Annotated in this window: 24 protein-coding genes; 15 read left to right on the plus strand and 9 right to left on the minus strand. The window is 46.3% G+C overall.

Annotated elements, in window-relative coordinates; all coding sequences use genetic code 11:
* The first annotated feature begins 85 nt into the window (after positions 1-85).
* On the plus strand, positions 86-1,252 hold the full coding sequence (locus tag ACWJJX_RS14870; protein ID WP_454023085.1) for a DUF4885 family protein: 1,167 nt from the start codon (positions 86-88) through the stop codon (positions 1,250-1,252).
* 52 nt (positions 1,253-1,304) lie between these two features.
* On the opposite strand, the gene ACWJJX_RS14875 is transcribed toward ACWJJX_RS14870, so the two are convergent.
* The 3 genes from ACWJJX_RS14875 to ACWJJX_RS14885 form a co-directional block, all read right to left on the minus strand.
* On the minus strand, positions 1,305-2,150 hold the full coding sequence (locus ACWJJX_RS14875) for an aldo/keto reductase (protein ID WP_079890943.1): 846 nt from the start codon (positions 2,148-2,150) through the stop codon (positions 1,305-1,307).
* Between the two features lie 110 nt (positions 2,151-2,260).
* The gene (locus ACWJJX_RS14880; protein WP_070081295.1) at positions 2,261-2,953 is read right to left on the minus strand and encodes an LrgB family protein; all 693 of its coding nucleotides are present in this window, start codon (positions 2,951-2,953) and stop codon (positions 2,261-2,263) included.
* Positions 2,923-3,327: a CidA/LrgA family holin-like protein gene (locus tag ACWJJX_RS14885; protein ID WP_070081296.1), complete on the minus strand. Its 405-nt coding sequence runs from the start codon at positions 3,325-3,327 to the stop codon at positions 2,923-2,925. The genes ACWJJX_RS14880 and ACWJJX_RS14885 overlap by 31 nt, the downstream gene beginning before the upstream one ends.
* 194 nt (positions 3,328-3,521) lie before the next feature.
* On the opposite strand from ACWJJX_RS14885, the gene ACWJJX_RS14890 reads away from it, so the two are divergent.
* From ACWJJX_RS14890 to ACWJJX_RS14945, 12 genes are all read left to right on the plus strand, one after another.
* The gene (locus ACWJJX_RS14890) at positions 3,522-3,953 is read left to right on the plus strand and encodes a MarR family winged helix-turn-helix transcriptional regulator (RefSeq protein ID WP_003156749.1); all 432 of its coding nucleotides are present in this window, start codon (positions 3,522-3,524) and stop codon (positions 3,951-3,953) included.
* A 425-nt stretch (positions 3,954-4,378) separates the two neighbouring features.
* Positions 4,379-5,764 carry an amino acid permease gene (locus ACWJJX_RS14895; protein ID WP_077721718.1) on the plus strand — a complete coding sequence of 462 codons (1,386 nt, stop codon included), beginning with the start codon at positions 4,379-4,381 and terminating at the stop codon, positions 5,762-5,764.
* A 92-nt stretch (positions 5,765-5,856) separates the two neighbouring features.
* On the plus strand, positions 5,857-6,570 hold the full coding sequence (locus tag ACWJJX_RS14900; protein ID WP_454023086.1) for a YjjG family noncanonical pyrimidine nucleotidase: 714 nt from the start codon (positions 5,857-5,859) through the stop codon (positions 6,568-6,570).
* Positions 6,571-6,580: 10 nt separating this feature from the next.
* Positions 6,581-7,711 (plus strand): sensor histidine kinase, encoded by a 1,131-nt coding sequence (locus tag ACWJJX_RS14905; RefSeq protein ID WP_003156744.1) that lies wholly within the window; start codon positions 6,581-6,583, stop codon positions 7,709-7,711.
* 4 nt (positions 7,712-7,715) lie between these two features.
* A complete protein-coding gene (locus tag ACWJJX_RS14910; RefSeq protein WP_070081300.1) occupies positions 7,716-8,360 on the plus strand; it encodes a response regulator in 645 nt (214 codons plus the stop codon).
* Positions 8,361-8,501: 141 nt separating this feature from the next.
* Positions 8,502-9,437, plus strand: a complete 936-nt coding sequence (locus ACWJJX_RS14915; RefSeq protein ID WP_102421939.1) for an ABC transporter ATP-binding protein — start codon at positions 8,502-8,504, stop codon at positions 9,435-9,437.
* Between the two features lie 9 nt (positions 9,438-9,446).
* Positions 9,447-10,634: an ABC transporter permease gene (locus tag ACWJJX_RS14920; RefSeq protein WP_146283863.1), complete on the plus strand. Its 1,188-nt coding sequence runs from the start codon at positions 9,447-9,449 to the stop codon at positions 10,632-10,634.
* Positions 10,631-11,773, plus strand: coding sequence for an ABC transporter permease (locus ACWJJX_RS14925; protein WP_146283862.1), 1,143 nt, complete (start codon positions 10,631-10,633; stop codon positions 11,771-11,773). The genes ACWJJX_RS14920 and ACWJJX_RS14925 overlap by 4 nt, the downstream gene beginning before the upstream one ends.
* 13 nt (positions 11,774-11,786) lie before the next feature.
* Complete coding sequence (locus ACWJJX_RS14930; RefSeq protein ID WP_003156739.1) at positions 11,787-11,966, plus strand: hypothetical protein; 180 nt, start codon at positions 11,787-11,789, stop codon at positions 11,964-11,966.
* Between the two features lie 103 nt (positions 11,967-12,069).
* Complete coding sequence (locus tag ACWJJX_RS14935; protein ID WP_015239070.1) at positions 12,070-12,546, plus strand: DUF4879 domain-containing protein; 477 nt, start codon at positions 12,070-12,072, stop codon at positions 12,544-12,546.
* 80 nt (positions 12,547-12,626) lie between these two features.
* Positions 12,627-12,875 carry a sigma-G-dependent sporulation-specific acid-soluble spore protein CsgA gene (locus ACWJJX_RS14940; protein WP_007408989.1) on the plus strand — a complete coding sequence of 83 codons (249 nt, stop codon included), beginning with the start codon at positions 12,627-12,629 and terminating at the stop codon, positions 12,873-12,875.
* A gap of 110 nt (positions 12,876-12,985) precedes the next feature.
* Entirely contained in the window at positions 12,986-13,684 is a 699-nt protein-coding gene (locus ACWJJX_RS14945; RefSeq protein ID WP_063174898.1) for a YqeB family protein, read from the plus strand.
* 44 nt (positions 13,685-13,728) lie between these two features.
* On the opposite strand, the gene ACWJJX_RS14950 is transcribed toward ACWJJX_RS14945, so the two are convergent.
* Positions 13,729-13,989, minus strand: a complete 261-nt coding sequence (locus ACWJJX_RS14950; protein WP_003156732.1) for a hypothetical protein — start codon at positions 13,987-13,989, stop codon at positions 13,729-13,731.
* Between the two features lie 185 nt (positions 13,990-14,174).
* On the opposite strand from ACWJJX_RS14950, the gene ACWJJX_RS14955 reads away from it, so the two are divergent.
* Positions 14,175-15,794, plus strand: coding sequence for an APC family permease (locus ACWJJX_RS14955; protein WP_063174899.1), 1,620 nt, complete (start codon positions 14,175-14,177; stop codon positions 15,792-15,794).
* A 94-nt stretch (positions 15,795-15,888) separates the two neighbouring features.
* Here the strand turns inward: ACWJJX_RS14955 and ACWJJX_RS14960 are convergent, their stop codons facing one another.
* Together ACWJJX_RS14960 and glpT are read right to left on the minus strand one after the other, a co-directional pair.
* Positions 15,889-16,776: a glycerophosphodiester phosphodiesterase gene (locus ACWJJX_RS14960; RefSeq protein ID WP_063174902.1), complete on the minus strand. Its 888-nt coding sequence runs from the start codon at positions 16,774-16,776 to the stop codon at positions 15,889-15,891.
* A 95-nt stretch (positions 16,777-16,871) separates the two neighbouring features.
* On the minus strand, positions 16,872-18,206 hold the full coding sequence (glpT, locus tag ACWJJX_RS14965) for a glycerol-3-phosphate transporter (protein WP_003156725.1): 1,335 nt from the start codon (positions 18,204-18,206) through the stop codon (positions 16,872-16,874).
* A 334-nt stretch (positions 18,207-18,540) separates the two neighbouring features.
* Between glpT and ACWJJX_RS14970 the strand changes: the two genes are divergently transcribed.
* Entirely contained in the window at positions 18,541-18,783 is a 243-nt protein-coding gene (locus tag ACWJJX_RS14970; RefSeq protein ID WP_003156724.1) for a DUF2651 family protein, read from the plus strand.
* A gap of 55 nt (positions 18,784-18,838) precedes the next feature.
* Here the strand turns inward: ACWJJX_RS14970 and hpaB are convergent, their stop codons facing one another.
* The 3 genes from hpaB to ACWJJX_RS14985 form a co-directional block, all read right to left on the minus strand.
* Positions 18,839-20,284, minus strand: a complete 1,446-nt coding sequence (hpaB, locus tag ACWJJX_RS14975; protein ID WP_146276035.1) for a 4-hydroxyphenylacetate 3-monooxygenase, oxygenase component — start codon at positions 20,282-20,284, stop codon at positions 18,839-18,841.
* Between the two features lie 151 nt (positions 20,285-20,435).
* Complete coding sequence (locus tag ACWJJX_RS14980; protein WP_454023087.1) at positions 20,436-20,861, minus strand: hypothetical protein; 426 nt, start codon at positions 20,859-20,861, stop codon at positions 20,436-20,438.
* Between the two features lie 72 nt (positions 20,862-20,933).
* Complete coding sequence (locus ACWJJX_RS14985) at positions 20,934-23,108, minus strand: glycoside hydrolase domain-containing protein (protein WP_454023088.1); 2,175 nt, start codon at positions 23,106-23,108, stop codon at positions 20,934-20,936.
* Positions 23,109-23,382: the final 274 nt, after the last annotated feature.

Here is a 23,382-nt window from a genome sequence, read left to right on the forward strand (position 1 = left end):
TAAACATTTGTTATTTTAGTTTAAAATCAACTGGAAAACAGCCGATACAAATACTAGAACATTATCTCAAGCGGAGGTTAAAAACATGCGCCTAAACGCTCGTTATATAAAAAATCAAGTAATGGCTCAGCAAGTGCTTCAGCGGTATTCTTCCAAAACAAATGTGAAAGATGCGGCAAAAGGATCGGACAGCTTATTGATTCAGACAGGCGGGAGCCGCGATCTGAGCCAGGTGAATTATTCAAGGAGCGGTGTCACTGAGAAAGGGAGCAGCCTGTCCCGTTTATATCAATCCGCAAATCAGAAAACGATTACGGATAATGGGAATGAGACGGTAATAGACGCTAATAATCCGTATGAGTCTGAGAGTGATATTGCGAGCAAGATTCTTGATGAGAAATACAGCCGTATCAATGAAATCAATAAACGAAAACCAGATCCTTTGCATTATATTAAGGATAAATACCAGCGTGCCGATTCACCTTATTTCAGAAGTGATTTATCAGAATCGGAGCGTCAGGCCGCTTATCATAATGAAACGGAATGGCTGTTTAAGGGGAAAGCCCAAAGCTATGATTTCCGTGATGCGGCGTTTCGGGGTGAAACACTCAATGGAGAAATTCAAGGAGAAAATGAAAAGGTGTTTCAGAGAGGGCAGGTCAATCAGCAAATCGGAGTGCTTTTTCATCGGAATCATATTCAGATTCCGGAGGGCGCGAGTCTTACATTTACGATATCACCGATTGATTATCTGTTAAAAGTGAGCGGGACTGACGATAAAGAGCTCACTCAGCAGATCGAAGCTGTCTTAAACTCCGGGGAAAACAGCAAAGAGCTGTTTGCGCACATCATTCGCAGCCGGAGTGATGACTCCTCGCAGTTTACGCCGGAAGCGTATGAGAAATATCAAGTCGTTCGGGAAATGTATGAGGTGACCGGCTATCATCTGAAAGACTTGCAGACTGTGGGCGGGAAGTTCGTCACAGAAGACGGCCGCGACCTTTTAGACGTTTATAAGGAAGCGCTGCAGCATGATCCTTTGCTGAAACATACGGCGGCAGAAGCGGCCGCCCATTACGGACAGGGGCTCACGAAGCTTGCGAGAACGGGTTATGATGCCATTCCTGATTTGGTGCTGTCCATTGAGTATAAAAACGGATCTCTGCGTGATGCCGGTCAAAGCAGGCAATACGGATCTGGGGATACAGATTGGCTTTCTGAATGGAAACGGGAGCTGTGTGTGCGTATATAAAATGAGAAAAAAGCTGACGAACGATGCCGTCAGCTTTTCTTTATGTGTTTTCTTAAAACTCCTCATACTCCGCCGGGTCTTGGCCGTTTATGCGTCCGTCGGGGCGGGTAAGCGAGTCGATGATGTTCATGTCGTTTTCATCAAGGGAGAAATCAAAAACAGAGATGTTTTCAAGCTGGCGCTCGGGCGATGCTGATTTTGGAATCGGGATGGCGCCCAGCTGGATATGCCAGCGCAAAATGACTTGAGAAATGGTTTTGCCGTATTTGTCCGCAATCTGTCCGAGTTTTTGATCGTTTAATACTTCACCGGCGCGGGATAACGGACTCCATGATTCTGTCACGATACCCTGTTCTTCGTGCCATTGGCGCTGCTGCTGCTGATTAAAAGCGGGATGCAGTTCAATTTGGTTGATGCCTGGCTTTACGCCGGTTTCACGTTCGAGCCGTTCGATATGCTCAGGCAGGAAATTGCAGACGCCGATGGATCGGATCAGGCCCCATTTTTTCGCATCAATCAGTGCCTGCCATGCTTCCGTGTAGCGGTCTTGTTTCGGATTCGGCCAATGGACGAGATACAGGTCATAGTAGTCCAGACCGGCGCGGTATAAAGATTCTTGGATGGTTTGTACAGCTTTGTCATAGTCATGGTAGCGCCCGGGCAGCTTGGACGTCACGTATAGCTGTTCTCTCGGAACAGAACTTCTGCGGATGGCTTCTCCGACCGTCCCTTCATTTTCATAGTTATAAGCGGTGTCAATCAGACGGTAGCCGATATCAATGGCGCTGGTAATGGCATGAACGCCATTGTTTCCATTAAGAGCGTATGTACCGAAGCCGATCGCGGGAATGCTTGTCCCATCCAGCAGTTTCTTTTGCGGAATTGTCCCAGTCATCATTAAATCCCTCCTTGTTTTCTACTTTACCATTATTCTTACAAATGAAACATAATAATGGAAGGAAATGAGATGATCCGCACATGAAAAAAGCTGACGGAGAACCGCCGGCTTTAAATTTGAAACATCCATGCTACAACGGGGCCGAAGACCGACCCTAACACGGCGCAGAGCGTCATGGAAACAGAACTCATGGAGACCGTTAATTCTCCGTACTCCATTGCTTTTGAGGTGCCGAGCGCATGGGAAGCGCTCCCGAATGCAATTCCTTTCCCGAGTGAGCTGCGGATGCGGATCCACTTGAGAAGCAGCGGTCCTAAGATAACGCCGGAAAACCCTGCGATCATGACGAACACGACTGTCATGGAAGGGACACCGCCGATACCGGACGCAATCTGTATGGCGACAGGCGTCGTAATTGATTTTGGGATAATTGACAAAATCAAACTCCGGCTGATGCCGAACAGCTCTGCAAATAGCAGGCCGCTGACCATTCCGGAGAATAAACCGGCCAACACGCCGCCGATGATCGGAAACATATACTTGATTAACACCCGGCGCTGCTTATAAAGCGGGTATGCCAAAGCCACCACGGCGGGTCCGAGCAGTGAATTGATCCATTGTCCGCCGATCATATACGCTTTATACGGAATATGAAAAACAAGCAGCACGGCGATAATGAAAATCGTAGTGGTCAAAACCGGTATGAGAAAGGGATATGGAAAGCGCACATATAATCTCACCATAGCCAGATAGGCGGCGGCCGTGAACAAAATTATAACGATTGCGATACATGCTTGCTGCACTTCTTTTTCTCCTTTCTCTGATTGGCTTTGTGCTCTAACAGCTGGCTCGCGTATCCTGCGGCGATCATTGTGACGATGGTGCTCAGCACGATGATCAGAAACAGAGCAGCCCCGCTGGCGGAAAACAGTGACGGGTAATTGATGACGCCCGTCATGGCCGGAATGAATAAGAGCGGAAGAAAAGACAGCAAAAATCCGGCTCCGTCTTCAATCATTTTGACGGGAATGATCTTAACCGATAAACATATGATCAGCAGGATCAAACCGATGATGCTTCCGGGAATGGGCAGGTGAAAGAACTGCTGAACGGTTCCCCCGATAAAGGAAAATGCGAATAAAATAATGATTTGCAAGATGATGCGTATGACTTTCACGACAATGCTGTTCTTTGGAGAAGAGCAGCTTCCCCCTTTCTTGATGTTTCTATAAGTTTCTTTACTTTTGGCACATATATTTGTACTATACAAATATATGTATGCAAAATATTTCTATATGTTTTCTGAGTAAATGTGCATATGTTTGTATTATACAACTAATGTTGCTGTTGTCAATGTAAGGAGTGAGGCGTTTGTCAAAACAAGATCCGATTGAATTAATTGAATATGAGCTCACCACTTTTATCAGGAGAGCTGTTTATCTTGATAACTCCGACCGTAAAATCGGACATCTGGAAAGGGCTGCGTATTTGTTACTACGGCAGCTGGATGAATTCGGGCCTGCGCGTGTGAAGGAATTGGCCGAATCATTTAAGCTGGATATTTCTACATTGTCACGCCAGGCAGCGGCCTTGGAGTCGAAAGAGCTGATCCAGCGTTTTTCTGATCCTTCTGACGGGCGGGTCAGTCTGTTTGCGATTACGAAGCTTGGCAAACAGAGGTTAAAAGCTGATAAAAAGATGCGCCTTGAGCGGTATCATCGTATGCTTGACGATTGGTCCGGCGATGAAAAAGAAATGTTCGGCCGGCTTTTGCTGCGGCTGAATGAGGCATTTATCGATTAATGCATGATTTTTGCCGGGTTAAGCAGGATTATGGCGTATACAAGGGAGAATGGAAGAGAGTAAGGCTTTACGCCATTCTGCTTAGCAAAAATAATATTGAATAGGGGGCGGAAAACGTTTCTCCTGGGAAATAATGTTTCTCGGAGGCTGCGGCATTTATTATCTCAATATTCATAATTCAATGAAAATGAAAGCGCTTTATTTTTACTCCGGTGGTCCAGAGTGTAAGGTGTTTGCCTGAAAAAAACAATTGTATTTTCCACGAAAATTTATTATGATGGAATAAGGAAATTGGAGATTATATAACGATAGGAAGATAGAATGTTTCTAATATTGCGGGAAATGAAGATTGAGTTAGGGTCAACAGGTGCACCTTCTGCTTCATTATTTCACATATATCAGAGCTGTTAAGAGGAGGAAGCGAAGTGGCAAACAAAGAATTAAAGAGAGGCTTAGGCGCGCGTCATATACAGATGATTGCGCTGGGCGGCACGATCGGTGTCGGTTTATTCATGGGGTCATCCAGCACGATCGGATGGACCGGGCCGTCTGTCCTGCTGGCTTATGCGATCTCGGGTATCTTTATCTTTTTTATCATGCGTGCGATGGGCGAAATGCTCTATGTAGAGCCGAGTACAGGGTCGTTTGCGACATTCGGCCATAAGTATATACATCCGTTAGCCGGCTATATGACGGCGTGGAGCAACTGGTTTCAATGGGTGATCGTCGGGATGTCTGAAATTATCGCCGTCGGTTCGTATATGAAATATTGGTTTCCTGATCTGCCGGCATGGATTCCCGGCATTATCGCCATGGCCATTCTCGGTGCGGCGAATTTAATTTCAGTAAAATCTTTCGGTGAGTTTGAATTTTGGTTTGCCATGATCAAAATCGTCACCATTATTCTGATGATTGTGGCCGGAATCGGAATTATTTTCTTCGGTTTCGGTAACGGAGGGCATGCGATCGGATTATCTAATTTATGGTCGCACGGCGGTTTCTTTACAAATGGTTTTTCAGGATTTTTCTTTGCTTTGTCTTTGGTTGTTGCGGCCTATCAAGGGGTCGAGCTGATCGGAATTACGGCAGGGGAAGCGAAGGACCCGCAAAAAACGCTGCGAAGCGCGATTCAGAGTATTATCTGGCGGATTTTAATTTTCTACATCGGTGCGATTTTCGTAATCGTTACCGTATATCCGTGGAATGAGCTTCACTCACTCGGCAGTCCGTTTGTTTCGACATTTGCGAAAGTCGGGATTACGGCGGCGGCCGGTCTGATTAACTTTGTGGTGATTACCGCTGCGATGTCCGGATGCAACAGCGGGATATTCAGTGCGGGACGTATGCTTTATACGTTAGGCGTGAACGGACAGGCACCGAAATTCTTTAAGAAAGTTTCTTCGAGCGGTGTGCCGATATTCGGTACGCTTGCGGTATTAATCGGACTTGTGATCGGTGTCGTGCTGAACTACATCGCGCCTCCGAAAATTTTTGTTTATGTGTACAGCGCGAGTGTGCTGCCGGGAATGATTCCGTGGTTCGTCATTTTAATCAGCCATCTCGGTTTCAGAAGAGCGAAGGGCGCTGAGCTTGATAAGCATCCGTTTAAAATGCCTTTTGCGCCGTTTACAAACTATTTGACGATCTCTTTCTTACTCATGGTATTGATCGGCATGTGGTTTAACAAAGATACGCGGATTTCTTTGGTTGTCGGGGTGATTTTCCTGGCGGTTGTGACGGTCAGCTATTATGCGTTCGGTATCGGCAAGCGCATGCCTGGTGAAAAATCGAAAATAGAAGACGCTGTATAATTCAAAAAGACACCTCTCTTACAGGGGTGTCTTTTTCGGCTTGTCCGCGAGTGGTATACTGGTTAAAAAAAGCAGAACCGGGGGAAACATCGATGAGTCATTACCGTACGTTATTATTTGATATAGACAATACGCTGCTGGATTTTACCGCTTCAGAAACCGATGCTCTTCAAAAATTGTTTCAAGGTTCAAAGCTGGAGCTGACGGCAGAGGTGGAAGCCCGTTATAAAGCGTTAAATCAAGGGCTGTGGAAGGCGTTTGAAGAGGGGGAAATGACCCGCGATGAAGTGGTGAATACACGGTTTGCCCTTTTGTTTAAAGAATACGGCCTCGAAGCCGGCGGCGTGCTGATGAATCAGGCGTACCGCCAATACTTAGAAGAAGGGCACCAGATGATAGACGGAGCTTATGAGCTGATTGAACGGCTGAGTCCTTTATTTGATTTATACATCGTGACGAACGGCGTCTCAACATCACAATATAAGCGGCTGGGCGACTCCGGTCTGTATCCGTTTTTTAAAGATGTGTTTGTATCTGAGGACACGGGTTTTCAAAAGCCGATGAAGGAATACTTTGATTATGTATTTGCGAGAATTCCCGGTTTTTCTGCCGGGCACGGGCTTATTATCGGCGATTCATTGAGCGCGGACATAAAAGGCGGTCAGATGGCGGGAATGGATACGTGCTGGTTTAATCCCGGAAAGAAAGCAAATGAGTCCGGGATCATCCCGACGCATGAAATTCATTCGCTTGATGAGCTGTATGATGTGCTGAACGTGGAGCGAAAAGCCGCCGCTCATCTGTAAGGAGAATACGATGAAGATAGCACATACGAAGTTACTGATCAGGGGTTTTGCATTACTATCAATCTTTCATGCGATTCTTCAGCTTCCTCCCGGCCGGGGGGAGCTGAAGGTTTTTTTGTCTGTGCTCGTGATGATGCTGACGGCTAATGACTGCCTGCGGCCGCTATATATGAAGAGAAGGCCGGCTGTATATCAAGGCTCTTTTCTCCTGAGCAACGTTATCGCGGGAGTTCTTTTGTACAATGTCTATAGTGTGGGGACACAGGCCGTAATGGTGCTTTTATTGGCGGAGGTGCTTATTACTGATCAGCAGATTCCGGCTGTTTTGTTAACGGTGAATGCCGCCGCATTTGCCGCAGCTTTATACGCCGGAGGAGCGGGTGTCAGTGATATCGTGCCGCCATACTTCATCATGTTTGCGGTGATTTATTTATATCGGAAAAACCTGCAGGAGAAGTCGAAGGTAGAATTGCTGAACCGAGAGCTGAAAACCGCTAATGACACACTGAAGGAATATTCAGACCGGATTGAGGAACTGGCCGTTACGAAAGAAAGAACAAGAATTGCGCAGGAGCTGCATGATTCTCTCGGTCATTATCTGGCTGCTCTGAAAATGAATTTAGAATTTGCCGGGAAGACAGCCGGGCATCAGCCGGACAAAGTGAAGCAGATCATTCATAAAGCGCATGATCTTACGAAAGAATCCATTTTAAAGCTTCGCCAGGCGGTTACGCTGCTGCAGGGCTCGTTGTCCGGGCGGGCGTTTGAGCAAGAGCTCCGTGACATTTTCAGTCATTTTCAAGAGGCGGGAGGCATACGCTTCGAGCTGGAGACGGACGCGGCCATAGAAGCGGAACAGCCGGATGTGAAGCATTGTCTTTATCAATCCGTTCAGGAAACGATTACGAATGCGATAAAGCATGGACATGCTTCATATGTTTCTGTCCGGATTCAAAAAAACCGAAATATGATATTGGCGCACATTCATAATAACGGCTCAGCCTGCGGAACGATCATAAAATCAAATGGTCTGAAAGGAATTGAGAAAAGAGCGGCCGCACTTGGCGGAGAGGCTGTTTTCTCTTCCGGGAAGGAAACGGGTTTTGACGTGAAAATAAGGATTCCATGCAAGGAGGAATAATCAAGTGAATGTCATGATTGCAGACGACCAGTCCATTGTGAGAGAGGGGCTGAAAATGATTCTGAGTCTTCACGAAGGAATTCAAATATCGGGAGAGGCTTCTTGCGGCGAAGAGGTTCTCCGGCTGCTTTCTCAAACCGAAACCGATGTGATTTTGATGGATATCAGAATGCCCGGTATGGACGGAATCGAAACGACAAAAGCGGTAAAAGCGCGATATCCTTCCGTAAAAGTCATCATTCTGACAACGTTTGAAGATGATCACTATATTTTTGCCGGGCTGAAAAGCGGAGCCGACGGCTATCTCTTGAAGGATGCTGATTCAGATGAAATTACCGCCTCCCTTCAAGCCGTTTATGAAGGGAAGATGATGCTGAATCCCAAAATCACGGTTTCCGTCGTAAAAGCGCTGAACAATATGGAGATCCCTGCGGTGCAGGAAGAGCCGCGGTCAAAGCTGAAGGAGATTCTCACGCCGAGAGAGCTTGATGTGGCGAAACACATTATGGAAGGCAAAAGCAATAAACGCATTGCCGCAGACTTATTTCTGACTGAAGGCACTGTGAAAAACTATGTATCCAGAATCCTCGATAAACTTGAAGTGTCAAACAGAACCGAGCTTACCTTATATTTGCAAAAATTGCTATAACCCCGTTTCACCCTCCTCTCTCCCTTTTTATCACTAAACATATGACGAAAGTAATACCCATATCGAGTACGAAAGTGAATAGAAAACAAGGATCGCCAAGAGTAGAATAAGTGCAGACATGACACAAGGAGTGCTGCACGAATGCTCGAATTAACGGATTTGACAAAAAAGTACGGCGATTTTACCGCTGTCAATCATATATCACTGCGCATCGAAAAAGGAGAGATATTCGGTCTGCTGGGGCCAAACGGCGCCGGTAAATCAACAACGGTGTCGATGATCAGCACCGTGCTCCCGCCGACGGGCGGAACAATCTGTATTGACGGAGCCTCATTGCAGGAGCAGCCTGCGGCCATAAAAAAAGTGATGGGAGTCGTCCCGCAGGAAATCGCTTTATATCAAGCGTTAAGCGCAAAGGATAATTTGGCTTTTTTCGGAAGTCTGTACGGACTTTCCGGTAAGGAACTTTGTAAACGGGTTGATGAAGTGCTGGACATCATCGAATTACAGGAACAGCGAAATCAAAGGATATCTGAGTTTTCGGGCGGCATGAAAAGACGGGTGAATATCGGTGCCGCGCTAATGAATGAACCGAAACTATTCATTTTAGATGAACCGACCGTCGGAATTGATCCGCAATCCAGACACCACATTCTTGAAACCGTGAAGACGTTAAATCAAGAAAAAGGGATGACCGTCATCTACACGAGCCATTACATGGAAGAGGCCGAATACCTCTGTGAAAAAGCGGCGATCATGGATCACGGCTCAATCATTGCCTGCGGGACGAAAGACGAATTGAAGCAGTCAGCCAAAGCCTCTGATACCCTGACCGTGAATGCAGAGGGGCTGAATGATGATGCCGTTAAAAAAATCCGCCGCATTCCCGGTGTTGCCGAGGCTGCTGTCAGCCGGCAGACCATTACGATGCTCGTCTCTGCGGCAGATCGCAATATCCTTGATATTGCGGATGATATCAGGAAAACCGGTATCACCATTAAGGGCATTCATTTCGAGGAAGCCAATCTGGAAAGCATTTTCCTCCGGCTCACCGGCAAAACGCTGCGGGATTCATAGGGGGGCGTCATGAAAATATTATTCAGGCTGATCTTATTAGATTTTCGGTTATTGGCCGGCGCAAAGTCTTTCTATATAAAACTGCTTCTGTTTCCGGCGCTGATGATTTTCATTTTAGGAACGGTTTTTCACGGCGATTCAAAAGTGAAGCCATTTCAGACTGCGTTTTATAATGCGGATCACGCGGAGAGTTCTTTGGGTGACCAATTAAAGAATGACGTGCTGAACCAAAACGATCTCATCCGTGTAAAAGATATAGGCAGTTACCAAGAAGGGAAACAGCTTGTCGAAAGCGGCAAAGTCTCCGTTTTTGTATACGTGCCGAAAGGCTTTGCAAAAGCGGCGGAACACAATGAAAAAACAAGTATCAAAGTCATCTCGGACCAACAAGGCTCTGTAAACGGAGACATTGTGGAAATGATGGCCGATTCGTTTGTCACCAGAGTAAAAGCGGAATTCAGCGAAGAAAAAGCGGTGCTGAAGCAGTCGGGACATCTGTCAAAGGGAGATGTCAGCAAAATCATCAGCGGCCTTTCGGGTGAACGTGGACAGGCTGTCACCATTCCGAAACAGTCCGCAGGCAATCACGCGGCTCCGATTGATGCGATGCAGTATTATTCAATCGCAATGGTCGTCATGTTCTCCATTATGACCGCGTTTGCGCTCATTCACGGGATAGTGGAAGAGAGACAGCAGCACACGTTATTCAGAATCAAATCAATGCCTGTTTTACGTATCCAATACGTGGCGGGTAAGCTTTTGGGAATCATGTTTGCCATCCTGATGCAAATGGCTGCCGTCATCATCGCAAGCAGCATCTTGTATCAGGTAAAATGGGGCAATTTGTTTGAAGTATTGCTGGTGACGATCGTTTATTCATTTGCGATCGGCAGTATTGTGCTCCTTTGGGGGGTTACTGCAAAAAACCACGAGACCGTCTCAAGCATGGCGGCTCCTATTCTGTATGGCTTCAGTTTTTTAGGCGGAAGCTTTATCGCAAAAGGCGGCTTGCCTGACAGTTTGAAAATCGTGCAGGAGCTGATACCGAACGGCAAAGCGATCAACAGCTATGTCAGTGTCACGCAGTATGCCGGTCTGAGCGGTATTGCGGCGGATTTGGCAGAGCTTGCTGCCATCGGCGCCGTGTTTTTATGTTTGACCGTCTGGGTGTTTAAACGGAAGGAGGCGGTTTCATGATGCAGCTGTTATTCATGATCAGACATCAGCTGAAACTGATGCTGCAAAATCGGGCTGCCATCTTTGCGACGATTTCCGCTCCGCTCCTTCTCACATATTTCTTTTCCTTTTCTGCGGAAGGCAGTCAGCAGAAGGAAGTATATGTAGCTGATGAGGATCAGAGCGCCTATTCAGCGCAATTTATGAAAATGATTCAGACAGCCGGCCATATAAAAGTCACGAAGGTCACGGAGGACGTATTAAAAACAAAGGTTAATCATCAGGATATATCCTTTGGATTGCTGATCGGCTCTCATTTTGAAGAGACATTATTTTCCGGAGATGAATTGAACGTTTCATTTATTCAGAATGAAGAAAAGGGTGATGCTGTTTTGACAGAGCAGCTGATTGCGCAGCAGGCGGGCGCGCTGAAAAAAATAGTCCGCGATGCAAAAGTGATATCCCGCACGCTGCACACCGATGGGAAGCAGGCGGCAGCTGATCTCTTGAAGGATATTCAGGGTCATTCCGCCGTCACCGTTGACCGCCATCACGTTTATGCAGGCGGGCAGGCGGCCGACAGACTCATCGGATTTTTAGTGATGTTTATCTGGTTCGTTGCAGTCCAAAGCCTGCGATCATTTATAGATGAACAAGAAAATCATACATATGACAGATTGCTGAGCACGCCCGTTTCCTATACGGCATATGCAATTTCTAAGTTTGCGGCGGCGTATCTTTTCGGACTTCTCCATATTATCGTGATTCTCGCTGCCGGAACATTCATGCTGCACATCCGTTTTGCTGATCATGTTTTTGCTGCGGGAGCGGTGCTTGCGGCCTGCTCGTTTGCGCTGACTGCTGTAACGATGGCCGTGATACCGTTCATGAAGAGCCAAAAGCAATTCACGTCGCTTGCTTCCGTTTTTATAGCTGTCACGGGTTTATTGGGAGGGGCGTTCTTCACATTAGACACGGCTCCGGAGTACATGCGGATGCTGTCATTGTTTACCCCTGAAAAATGGGCGATCGGCGCGTTTCAAAACAATGGCGGAGGCAGCATGCAGATAGTGCCGCTGAGCCTGTTTCTTGCCGCCGGTGCAGCGTCATTGGTTTTATCACTCTATTTGATAAACCGTAATATGAAAAAACACAGTTAGGAGGATGGCTGCTTTGTATATGGCAGAAATCATCGGAATCATAGAAGTGCTCGCTGGAGCCGCAATGAACGTATGGATCGGCTGGCTCGGAAAAACCTTTTTCGGTAAGGATGACAGAAGTTCAAGAGTCGTGTTAAGAATCTGCGGCATCTTTCTCATAATCAATGGCGTTTCCAGAGCGTTTCATATCTAGTTCACAAAATATTCCGGACTCTTTTATAAAATGTAATCTTTTTCCTTGGGAATCATGTAAAATAGTATAGGATTCTACGAAAAGATTAAGAGGAGGAAGAAATATGAAAAAGAGACTCGTTATGCTATTTGCCGCGGCCGCCGCTGCTTTGTTGCTTGTGAGCGGGTTGTGGGCTCCGTCAGCGTCTGCGGCGCCCGCTCCTGCTTTAACACAAATCCGTATTATCGGTGTGACGTCTGACGGTCAGAATTACCAATGGGAAAATATCGGGCCGAACCAAATCAGCGCATCAAAACCGATGAAGGGGACAACGGGTTATTTAGCCGTATATTTCCAAGGGTATCCGAACAATAACTCGATCCAGGCGTTTAACAACGGAACGAATATTACAAATCTTACGTCAAAAGCGCTGGAAGATGAATATACGAAAAACGGCAATATCGTTACAGGCTATATTAAATATTACAGCGTTCCTCTTTCTTATGTCAGTTCAGGAACGTTCTCTTTCTCCGCAACGGGGCTGAACGGGCCGTACACGCCGTTAAGCAGCGGATTTTTCTCCATTCAGGTACAGAGTTAAAACAGCCGCCCGGTGCTTTCATGTATAGTTTTTCTCTCTTTCCGGGAAGCTATTCCTAAAGAAAAGGGAGGGCTTACATGATGGACAGGACACTTGGATATTTGCGCGAGTCGCTTTCGAACCACTTGGAGCATGATGTGTGCCGGGGGATTTATAAAAAGCTTCAGGTGAAGCATTATGCAAATGAAGGCGAGTTCGTGAAAGATCTAAATGATCTGGAAATGGATGCGCTGAATCAGGTGCTTGAAAAGGAAATCAAATATGCTGAGAACGAGCAGGATGAGAAGCGCACGATGGAATTGAATGAAGTATATGAGCTCCTGTTTTAAAAAGCCTCCCGGCGGCCGGGAGGCTTTTTTATTGTTTCGGAAACAGTTTACAGAATCATCCAACCCTTTGTATAATGGATAGTTGTGAAAAACACAGACGGAGGAGAATCATGAACGAAATAAAAAAACAGACGGTTCTTGAGTTGTCATCGGTTGAAAAAGCTTTGGTTTTTCTGGTGCCGCCATTATTAGGGCTGGTCATCGGATGGTTTCTGCCGGTCATTGCGAAGTGGGCCGTAACATTGGATTGGCTGCCTTTTCACGGGCCGCTGGAAATAATCGCTTCCTTTCACGGATGGAAGGCTGCGGCTGCAACTGCCGTTATCGGCTTAATTGGGGGAGTGTGGCTGACGCAGGCAGCTTTTAAAGAAAGTCTTGTCGCAGTCGTGACGGACAGCGAGGTGTCCTTAACCATATATAATGAAGAAAGCGTGTTTTCGAAAGACAGCATTTCCGGTGTGTTTACGGATGGGAAGTATCTTGTCTTATTAGGCACTGAAGGACAGGAGCTTTTTCGGGAGAAGCTTGAGCCGGCGGTTGAAAAAGCGGCTGATGCGTTTCGCGCGCATGGGTATGTCTGGCTGGGGACGGAAGATCCTTTTAAAGAAGAATACAAACGGTGGGTGCCGGACACGCCGGATTTGGAGCCTGGGGCAAATGCTCTTTTAAAAGCGAGAGAAAAGGCGCTGAAAGAGGAGGAAAAGGCAGATGCGAAAGAGCTGAAAGCGGAAATATCCAAACTGGGCATTACTGTGCGGGAGAAAGGATCGCGCCAATATTGGCGGATCTATAAAACGCCGTCTGCATAAAAAAGCTGCCGCCGTTTGATACGGCCGGGCAGCCCGGGAACAGATTATTTCTTCTTGTCATCATAATATTGAACCGGGTACATGGAGCCTTCCGATACCATTTTGTTGTCTTCAATATCTTCGGGATGCGGATTGCCTGCTTTGTTGACGGGGAATGATTCAATATCCTGCTTCCCGGAGAGCGATGTTTTCATATTGCGGATAAAGTTCATCACCTTTTGGCGGTTTGATTTATCTTTGAGCAGGTAGGAAGTCACTCCGACAGTCGACACGGCAAGTCCTGAAATGAGCAGTTTTTGTTTCACGATAAAAACTCCTTTCTATTTCTGGCTTGCAGTAGTTATTCCCGCTTAACGGCTGTTTAAACATCGGAAGGTTAATTTTGGCTTTCCGCTTTAATGCGATAAAGATTGACAAAACTATTTTCAGAATAATATTATAAATATATGATAGCGCTGGAGTCATATTTTAATTGAAAGGTGTTAACTTTATGAATCAATTACATCGCAGAATGGGAACGTTTGCACTCATGATGGTCGGACTTGGGTCGATGATTGGCTCCGGTTGGTTATTCGGGGCGTGGCGGGCGGCTCAGATTGCGGGACCTGCCGCAATTATTTCCTGGATTATCGGTATGATCGTAATTTTGTTTATCGCACTTTCTTACAGTGAATTGGGTTCAATGTTCCCGGAAGCCGGGGGAATGGTAAAATATACTCAATATTCTCATGGATCATTTATTGGATTTATCGCAGGATGGGCAAACTGGATTGCGATTGTTTCCGTTATTCCGGTGGAGGCGGTTGCGTCTGTTCAATATATGAGCTCATGGCCGTGGGACTGGGCAAAGTGGACAAGCAATCTCGTTCACAACGGCACACTTACGGGAGAGGGGCTCGGCTTCGCATCCGTATTGCTGATTATTTACTTTTTACTGAATTATTGGACAGTTAACTTGTTTTCAAAAGCGAATTCATTGATTACCATCTTTAAAATTATTATTCCGGGGCTGACAATCGGAGCGCTGCTGTTTACCGGTTTTCACGGCGGAAACTTCACATCCGGTTCAAGCATTGCGCCGAACGGCTGGGCGAGCGTGCTGACGGCGGTGGCCACATCAGGTATCGTATTTGCGTTTAACGGGTTTCAAAGCCCGATTAACATGGCCGGAGAAGCAAAAAATCCCGGCAAATCGATTCCGATTGCGGTTGTCGGTTCGCTGTTGGTCGCAACCGTCATTTACGTCCTATTGCAAATCGCATTTATCGGTGCGGTTGAACCTTCCATGATCGTTCACGGCTGGAGTCACCTGAACTTTAACTCTCCATTTGCCGATTTGGCGATCGCATTGAATATCAATTGGCTTGTCATTATTCTTTATGCGGATGCGTTCGTATCTCCGTCGGGAACGGGTATCACTTATACCGCTACGACGTCCCGCATGATTTACGGCATGGAAAAAAATAAATATATGCCGAGCATTTTCGGAAAGCTTCATCCGCTGTACGGCGTGCCGCGCCAAGCGATGATTTTCAACCTGATCGTATCGTTTATCTTTCTGTTTTTATTCAGAGGATGGGGCGTGCTTGCTGAAATCATTTCCGTTGCGACGCTGATTTCTTATATCACGGGTCCAGTGACGGTGATGACGCTGCGGCGGACGGCGGCGGATTTGTACAGGCCTCTCCGTCTGAAAGGCCTCAGCGTGGTTGCACCGCTCGGCTTCGTGTTCGCGTCTCTCGTGCTGTATTGGGCGCGCTGGCCGTTAACAGGGCAGGTGCTGTTTATCATTTTGATCGGCCTTCCGATTTATTTCTACTACCAAGCGAAAGTGAAGTGGAAAGGATTCCGCAGAAACTTTAAAGGCGGCGTCTGGATGGTTGTCTATCTGCTCAGCATGATGGTCATTTCATGGCTCGGAAGTGAAAAATTCGGCGGTCTGAACATCATTCCGTACGGATGGGATATGGGGCTGATCGCAATCGTTGCCCTTGCCTTCTATGCGTGGGCGCTGAAGAGCGGATTCAAGACTGAGTATTTGAAAGACGCCAAAGCAATCAACGATCAATTAAAAGGCGGACAGGCGGAAGCCGCTGCCGGAAAAGAATAATGATTGATAAAAACCTTGCGGTAACGTTCCCGCAAGGTTTTTTTATCGGGCAAAAAAACATGGGTTCGGCAACATCCCCGAACCCATGCTGGCTTTATGATTTATATTCTTTTTTGACCTTCTGAAATATATCGGCATAGTTGGTGAACACACCGGTTACGCCCCAATTCAGCAGACGGCGCATGTCCGTCTCGCTGTTCACGGTGTAAGGGTGAAGCAGTAGGCCGTGGCTGCGAATGTTTCGGACATTTTGAGCGTTCAGCGCTTTGTAATCCGGTCCGATTCCGACGGCATATGTTTTGATGTCCGTTAAATCTGCGTCAGTCATTGACGTCATCTGTTCCGCTTCAAGCAATTGGACGGCGGGAAGTTTCGGATCGAGCTGTTTGATTTTCAGAAGGCTGTCCCTGCTGAAAGACTGAATGATAACTTGTCCAAGTTTCGCATGCTTTCCTGCCAATTTATATTTTTTCAGTGAAGCGATCAGTTTTTCTTCCATACCAGGATATGTTTCGGGCGCCTTTGTTTCAATATAATAGTTTGCATGTCTGCCGAACCGTTTTAACACGTCATCAAGTGTGGGAACGCGAAGTCCGGCGTATTGCGGTTTTGCTTTTTCCGGATAGGCCTTATTGAACCAAGAACCGGCGTCGAGCTTTTGAATCTCGGCTAATGTATGATCCTTCACCCAGCCTTGTCCGTTTGTGGTGCGGTCCAGCTTTTCATCATGCATGACGATCAGCTTGCCGTCTTTTGTCATTTGTAAATCCAACTCAATATAGTCAGCCTTCATTTTTTGCGCAGTTTCATAAGAAAGGATCGTGTGCTCCGGGACATACCCCGAAGCACCGCGATGGGCAATGGTCAAAATTCTGTCAGGAGACAAGAGGTTTCCTTTTCCCGCCGCCGATACAGGCGTGACGATGAATGACAATAAACCGAATGAAAGCAATACCAAAGCAAACAACTTATGTTTCCGCATGTTTTCTTCCCCCTTAAAAATCAATATCTGTCTCTAGCGTAGAAAATCGTTGTAAATGCTGTACTGCAAAAATATTAATCTTTTATGTTGTTTTCTTACACATGCTCCGCCCGCTTGCCTGTATTCCACGTCATAGCCAAGAAGACGATGGACAGCACGCATGAGGAGATAAGCATGATAAAGCCGCCGTTCCAGTCAAACCGGTCTACGACATAACCCATAATGGCGTTGGCGAAAGCAGAGCCTCCGATGTAGCCGAAAAACCCGGTTAAGCCGGCTGCCGTTCCCGCCGCTTTTTTAGGCGCAAGGTCAATGGCCTGAAGTCCGATCAGCATGACAGGCCCATAGATTAAGAATCCGATGCTGATCAGCGCGATATTATCGATGAGCGGATGACCGGCAGGGTTAAGCCAGTAGACCAATACAGCGATAAATACGCCGGCCATGAACAGCACGCCGGCCGGTGCGCGGCGGCTTTTGAAAAACCGGTCGCTGATCCAGCCGCACAAAATCGTTCCCGGAATTCCCGCATATTCATAAAGGAAATAAGACCATCTGGAGTCTTCAGGAGAGAACCCTTTCGCTTCCGTCAAATAGGTCGGCGCCCAGTCAACGACACCGTACCGCACGAAATAAACAAAGACATTGGCAAATGCGATATACCACAGAAATTTATTATTCAGCACGTATTTGAAAAGAATTTCTTTGGTCGTCATCTCTTTTTCCTGGTCTTTGAACGCATGCTTCGGATAGTCATTCCGGTATTCTTCAATCGGCGGAAGCCCGCAGGATTGCGGCGTGTCCCGAACGAGAAGAACAATCACAAATGAAATGACGATGGCGATAATCGCCGGAAAGAAAAATACGCTTTTCCAAGTAACAAACATGGCGATGCCGAGAGTCACGAGCGGGGCGAGAATACCTCCGCCTATGTTATGGGCGACATTCCATATCGACATTTTCGTTCCGCGTTCACTGATGGAAAACCAATGAGCCATCGTCCGTCCGCAAGGCGGCCAGCCCATCCCTTGAAACCATCCGTTAATAAACATAAAAATGAACATAATCGTCACGCTTGACGTGACCCATGGCATGGAAACAAATAAAATGTTGACGACACCTGACAAAAACAGACCTGTCGCAAGGAAATACCTCGGGTTGCAGCGGTCAGACACCATCCCCATAATAAATTTGCTGAAGCCGTAAGCGATTGATACGGCCGCAAGCACCAAGCCAAGTTCCCCTTTTGAAAACCCTTGTTCCTGAAAATAAGGAATAGCGAAGGCAAAGTTTTTGCGAAGTAAATAATACCCGGCATACCCGATGAAAATCCCCAAAAACACCTGCAGCCTGAGCCGTTTATAGGCCGCATCCGTCTTTGAATCATCCAATCTCTCAATATGCGGAGCCGGCTTGAACAATTGAAACATCATATCCTCCCCTTTGCTGAACGTCTATCATGATGTATGTATGACTCCTTTCCTTGAAAATGACAAAAAGAACCAGAAATCACCCTTATGAAAGGGCGCGGTTTCCTGGTTCTCCTCATCTCCATCCAAAAATCATTAACTTGTATATGATAGCGCTTTCTTAAATTATCACAGTCTGGCGTGAATGTAAACGCTTTAAGGAAAGTTTTCATTTTTTTGAATAAATAACCGGAGGGAATATCAGCCGGAGCGCGAAAGATTTGATGTACTCGATTTTGTACTCAGGCATAAGATGTGTTAGGCCGAACTAAGAAAAGCGAAGGGAGTGCATCTGTTGATTGATGAATTGGATTTTGCGTTCGGTGTTCTGCCGCTTTGTATCATCATCCTGTCAGTCGCCGGAACGTACCTGTTTAAAAACGCGTTCATTATGCCGGCTGCCGCTTTGGCCGTTTGCCTTATATGCACCTTTACCATATTGAATTTCTCGTTTATCGGGTGGGCCGTCGTGTACACGCTCGTCTCTTTCGCGTTATCGCATATTACGATGGTGGTGATCAGCCAAAATAAAAAATAGGATCGGCGGCAGCCGATCCAGCTATCAAAAGCAGAGAACACATCTCTGCTTTGTTTTATTTATGAATGTGCAGGAATTCCTTGATGACCGCGGTCTGTTCTTCTTTCGGGTAGCTTCTGTACAGATGGCTGGCTAAGCGGACGGGGTCACCGAAGAAGTACCGCTCATATTGTGTCTGCCTTGTTCCAAAGGGGCTCATGGTCAAATCCCATGCGAGGCGGAACACTTTTACCCGGTCTTCAGCGTTCAATTCGGCCGCCTGCAAATATTGGTCAAGGTCTCCTCTGATGTCGGAACGGAACGCTTTTTCAGTCGGCAAAGTCACCATTCCGCTTGCCCCGATCAGCTGGATGATTTCCGTGAAGCGCGGGTAGATGTCAGGGAAAATCGCGCTGACCACACGAAGCGGAGTGACACTCGGACGCATATAACCCCATTCGTCTGTTTCCGCATCATTCTCCGACTTTTCCAAAAGGGCTTTCATCGTTTCCAGACCGGTGATGATCTCAGCCATCTTAGCCTGAATATGCTGATATTCGCCTACATCTATCGCATCGACAAGCGTTTGGGCGAGGCCAAGGAGAAACTCCGTCTTTACAATTTGTCTCGTGATAACTTGATGAAATGCGAAGGCGTTAAAAGAGCTTTTCATATTAAAATCAAAAGCCGCCTCGTAATTATTGTAAAAAAATACGCGTTCCCAAGGGACCAAAACGTGATCAAATACAACGATAGAATCCATTTCTTCATATCTTGAGCTGAGCGGATAATCAAACGATGATTTTCCGAGTACGAAAGATTCCCTGCAGATAAATTTTACTCCCTTTGTATTGGAAGGAATTGAAAAAGCGAACGCTTCATCCGATTCAAAATACATCTTAGGCAGAGAAACCACGAGCACTTCATCCGTCAGGCCGCCTTGTGTGGCTAAAATCCGCGCGCCGTGTATGATGAGGCCTTTTTCATTTTTATCGACGACTTTTGCCGAGATAGGTGTCGGCGATACGTTTACGCCCATTTGTGAACGATTCACCTGAGGGGTGATAAACGTGTGCGTAAAAGAAAGATCCTGTGCGGCAGCGCGTTCGTACAGCGCTTGAACATGTTCCGGAAAACAATGATCGCGGTCTTTCAAAAGCGCGGCAGAGGAGGCGAAGCTCATCAGCACGGTATTCATATAATCCGGGCTTCGTCCCATCATTCCGTGCGTGTGCCTGGCCCAATGTTCGAACATGTTTCTTCTTCTTTTTACGTCTTCTTTCGTTTTCGGCTGCAGGTATGAAAGCCCGGCCCGTTCTTTTTTACCGGGAAGACTGTAAGTCATTTGATCTATCATGTCCGGTTTCGTTTGCAAATCATAAAGAGAGCGCTTCGTTTCCAGAAGGCCCTTAAATGCGGGATGTTCAGAAATCTGTCCCTCGATCTTTTCACCATCAAGCCAAATCTCATTTCCAAGCTGATTTAATCGGTCAATGAACATTTTGCCATTAATGATACCCATCATGTCGCCCTTCTTTCTTTGCAGATCCACTACCTCATTATATTGAAAACGAAATTGGGTGTTCCGGTTATTTCCAAAGGGGAAGAGCCTTTTTTGATAAGGGGGGTGAAGGGATTGCATCATAAAAAAAACCCCTTAAGCAGAGGGGTTTTTAACTGATCATGTCTTTGTATCGTTGTTCGAGGACAAAGTCTATCATTCCGGTGATACGGGTGTTTTCAGATTTTTGTCTGAAACGGTCAGACACTTGGATTTTCCTTGAAAACGGAAATGCAGCAAAAATCCAAACAAGGCCGGCCAGGCCAAAAACCATCTGCAGAGCCATTTCAATCAAATCATTAAAATGAGTGCTGAAAAAAAAGATATATAACGTGATGAATGTGACTGTACATACGATTTTGACAGTATGTCGGAATGTGAGGGGCGGTTCAATGAAACACATTTTCATTTGATTCAGTGTGAGCGAATCTTGTTTCATCAAATATGTAAGCAGTTCTTTGTCATTTTGACTTCGCGGAATCAAATCATTTTCTATTTTTTGAACGGTGTCCTTGTATGTCTCCATATCAATCTTCATGCGAATCCTCCTTTAAAAATAACTCCAAGAATACTCATTGAGCATTCCTGGAGCAAGGAGCTGCCTGTTCAATTATAGAAATAGTGATAAAACTGTGCTGAACAAGGCTGCAGCTCCTCCTAATTCAGGTGCTAAAACGACTAAAGCACCGATCCCTACAATAACAATAATTCCTGCGCCTGCAATAGCCATGGTATTCACGACAGAATCCCAATCCGGAGAGTACACCTCTTCGGAATCCGGCAATCTGAAGCTCTTTTGTTTTATTTTAAATGTAATGGTAGTTGTTAGTCCAGTTGTAGCACTGTCACCGACCGGAATATCAGGTGTATAAATTTTAAATTGAATATTCAGCGATCCCGCAGACGGATTGACATACACTTCTAAATAACCGTTGCGGACTGACAAGCTCAGACTGTTAAGCAGGTTTTGATAGGAATCAATTTGTGATGCTGTAAAAGAGACTTGTGAATCTCCCATCAGACCAGTAATATAAGCTCCCGGTTTGCCGTTTGTAATGGTAACTGTGTTGGGAGAACCTTCGCTTGGCACTGTTGCCAAAAGTGAAGTAGATAAAAGAATATCCATTTCAGGTGATGTATAAATGGTTTCTGTCTTGTCGAATTCAAACATGGCATTCGCAAGATTCGATATATTTTCTAAAGCAGGAATGGTTGTTAAAATGTCCGTCAGTGTGCGCAGTCTTGCATCATACACAGGATCAGAAGGCGGATGGACGCTGCTTGCACCCGAGTCTTTTCCGGAGTATCCGTCTTTGTCAATGGCGACTTTTCCCGCTCCGCTTCCGATCGTTCCTTCATAAAATTGATCAAAAGCCCAGTTTTTCGGCATCGGGTATCCGAGGTTGCCGCTGAATCCGGTCGACATGTTAGCCGTAAAGCTATATTTGGTCAGACCTGCTTCTGACGTCCGGATACAAATGTTTCTCGGCCCGTATACCCCGATTTCATATTTCGGCGCAGTTGAGAACGCCTGCATTTTCATAAAAGCTGACTTGATTTCTTGGAAGTAAGGGATGATTTTATCCGTAACTTCATAATCATACGCATCGAAATCGACGGCAAAGTAAATGGTCGTTCCTGACGGAAAACCTAATCTTCGGGCGGCTGATGCAGCGCTGTACGCATCTCTCGTTCCTTGGTCTTTTACAAAATAAGAAGATTCATAGCCGCCGTCCTGATAAATCGGAAACACACTTAAGCCGGCATTGAAAATCGCGGAAAGTTCTTTTGACGTTAACGCTTTCGATGTCAGTCCGCTGCTCGTCCGCACATTCCCGGTCAAATATCTTCCCACGATTTTATAGCCATTCTCACGCAAAGTTTTAGCCGTATCTGCCGTCAAAATGGCAGCGGTGTCACAAGCTGAAGCAGCCCGCGTTGTGTCGCCTGAGCTTGATAATAAAGCTTTAATCGTCGGCATGTCCGCATAACCTGTCTGCGGCAGGCACATAAATTCTTGGAAAGCTTTCACTGCCGATACAACTTCGACGCCGTATTTTCCGTCGAATTCACCGGGGTCAAATGATTTCCCATTACAGTAAAGCGCGTATTGCACAATCAAAACAAAGCCTGTCCGTGAATCGCCGGGAGTCAAGGTAGGACATAAGCTGGTCGTTCCGTTCCCGAAAAATCCATTGGCGACGCTTGTGCTCATGCCTTCTTCTTTTTGCAGAGCATAAATGAGAGCCTTGTTTGTATCGCGGGCATATAAGCCGTCACAAGGCATCAAGCCGATGTAGTCATTGTAATCCCGGTTCAGGTTCTGCTGGATTTGGCGGATTCTTTTGTCGCCTCCCGCTACTAACCGAAAAGCGCTCATATCCAGCAAGGCCTTCATAATGAGTGCCGTGACGATGCCGTCTTGCTTAGTGAGCCCGGCCGCTTTTTGAAACTCTTTTACAGCGCTTTCGGTATTTTCATAGAAAACGCCAGAAAATCCGCCCGGGTTAAATCCTTTACACCACAGCGCCCCTTGCAGAATGTAATTCATGTTTGTCGGCTTAGAATCGGGAGCCTGCTTTTTCAGCGGTTTAAACAATCTTTGTGTCGTCGGTCCGAAGTTATCGGCGGGTTCTGAAATACCAAGCTCAATTTGAAGCGCCCGTGTCAGACCGTAAATGGTATCCCAGCCTGTTTTTCCGTTTTCCGGCACCTTGTTGTACCCATGTCTGCCTTTGTACGTCTCATTCAGCCATTGTTGTGTTTCCAGGACCATTTCGTCCATTGCAATCCCTCCATTATGTGTAGTGTGCGTTCATTCATAGGTGGCAAACGTATGACAGTTTGTCATGGGTTTATGAGTTTGTTCAAGCAGGGACAGCCCCATCATACAATCGCAGCACAAACGCCGAAAGAGAGGCATTGATAGGAAAAGATCTCTCTATGACAATTGATATAAAAACAGCAAAATGGATAGCGGTTTAAAGTAACATTATCACTTAATCAAAAATAACAAGAATCATAAGTAGTAGTCATATAGTCATTTTTAGGGCTGTTCA

This window comes from Bacillus sp. YH3-2-B2 (assembly GCF_053663335.1).

Excerpts from the sequence above, each read along its gene's own strand:
- ACWJJX_RS14870 (WP_454023085.1), top strand. The coding sequence starts at position 86 with ATGCGCCTAAACGCTCGTTATATAAAAAATCAAGTAATGGCTCAGCAA.
- ACWJJX_RS14875 (WP_079890943.1), bottom strand. The coding sequence starts at position 2,150 with ATGATGACTGGGACAATTCCGCAAAAGAAACTGCTGGATGGGACAAGC.
- ACWJJX_RS14900 (WP_454023086.1), top strand. The coding sequence starts at position 5,857 with ATGAGTCATTACCGTACGTTATTATTTGATATAGACAATACGCTGCTG.
- ACWJJX_RS14905 (WP_003156744.1), top strand. The coding sequence starts at position 6,581 with ATGAAGATAGCACATACGAAGTTACTGATCAGGGGTTTTGCATTACTA.
- ACWJJX_RS14915 (WP_102421939.1), top strand. The coding sequence starts at position 8,502 with ATGCTCGAATTAACGGATTTGACAAAAAAGTACGGCGATTTTACCGCT.
- ACWJJX_RS14920 (WP_146283863.1), top strand. The coding sequence starts at position 9,447 with ATGAAAATATTATTCAGGCTGATCTTATTAGATTTTCGGTTATTGGCC.
- ACWJJX_RS14925 (WP_146283862.1), top strand. The coding sequence starts at position 10,631 with ATGATGCAGCTGTTATTCATGATCAGACATCAGCTGAAACTGATGCTG.
- ACWJJX_RS14935 (WP_015239070.1), top strand. The coding sequence starts at position 12,070 with ATGAAAAAGAGACTCGTTATGCTATTTGCCGCGGCCGCCGCTGCTTTG.
- ACWJJX_RS14940 (WP_007408989.1), top strand. The coding sequence starts at position 12,627 with ATGGACAGGACACTTGGATATTTGCGCGAGTCGCTTTCGAACCACTTG.
- ACWJJX_RS14945 (WP_063174898.1), top strand. The coding sequence starts at position 12,986 with ATGAACGAAATAAAAAAACAGACGGTTCTTGAGTTGTCATCGGTTGAA.
- ACWJJX_RS14955 (WP_063174899.1), top strand. The coding sequence starts at position 14,175 with ATGAATCAATTACATCGCAGAATGGGAACGTTTGCACTCATGATGGTC.
- ACWJJX_RS14960 (WP_063174902.1), bottom strand. The coding sequence starts at position 16,776 with ATGCGGAAACATAAGTTGTTTGCTTTGGTATTGCTTTCATTCGGTTTA.
- glpT (WP_003156725.1), bottom strand. The coding sequence starts at position 18,206 with ATGTTTCAATTGTTCAAGCCGGCTCCGCATATTGAGAGATTGGATGAT.
- hpaB (WP_146276035.1), bottom strand. The coding sequence starts at position 20,284 with ATGGGTATCATTAATGGCAAAATGTTCATTGACCGATTAAATCAGCTT.
- ACWJJX_RS14980 (WP_454023087.1), bottom strand. The coding sequence starts at position 20,861 with ATGAAGATTGATATGGAGACATACAAGGACACCGTTCAAAAAATAGAA.
- ACWJJX_RS14985 (WP_454023088.1), bottom strand. The coding sequence starts at position 23,108 with ATGGACGAAATGGTCCTGGAAACACAACAATGGCTGAATGAGACGTAC.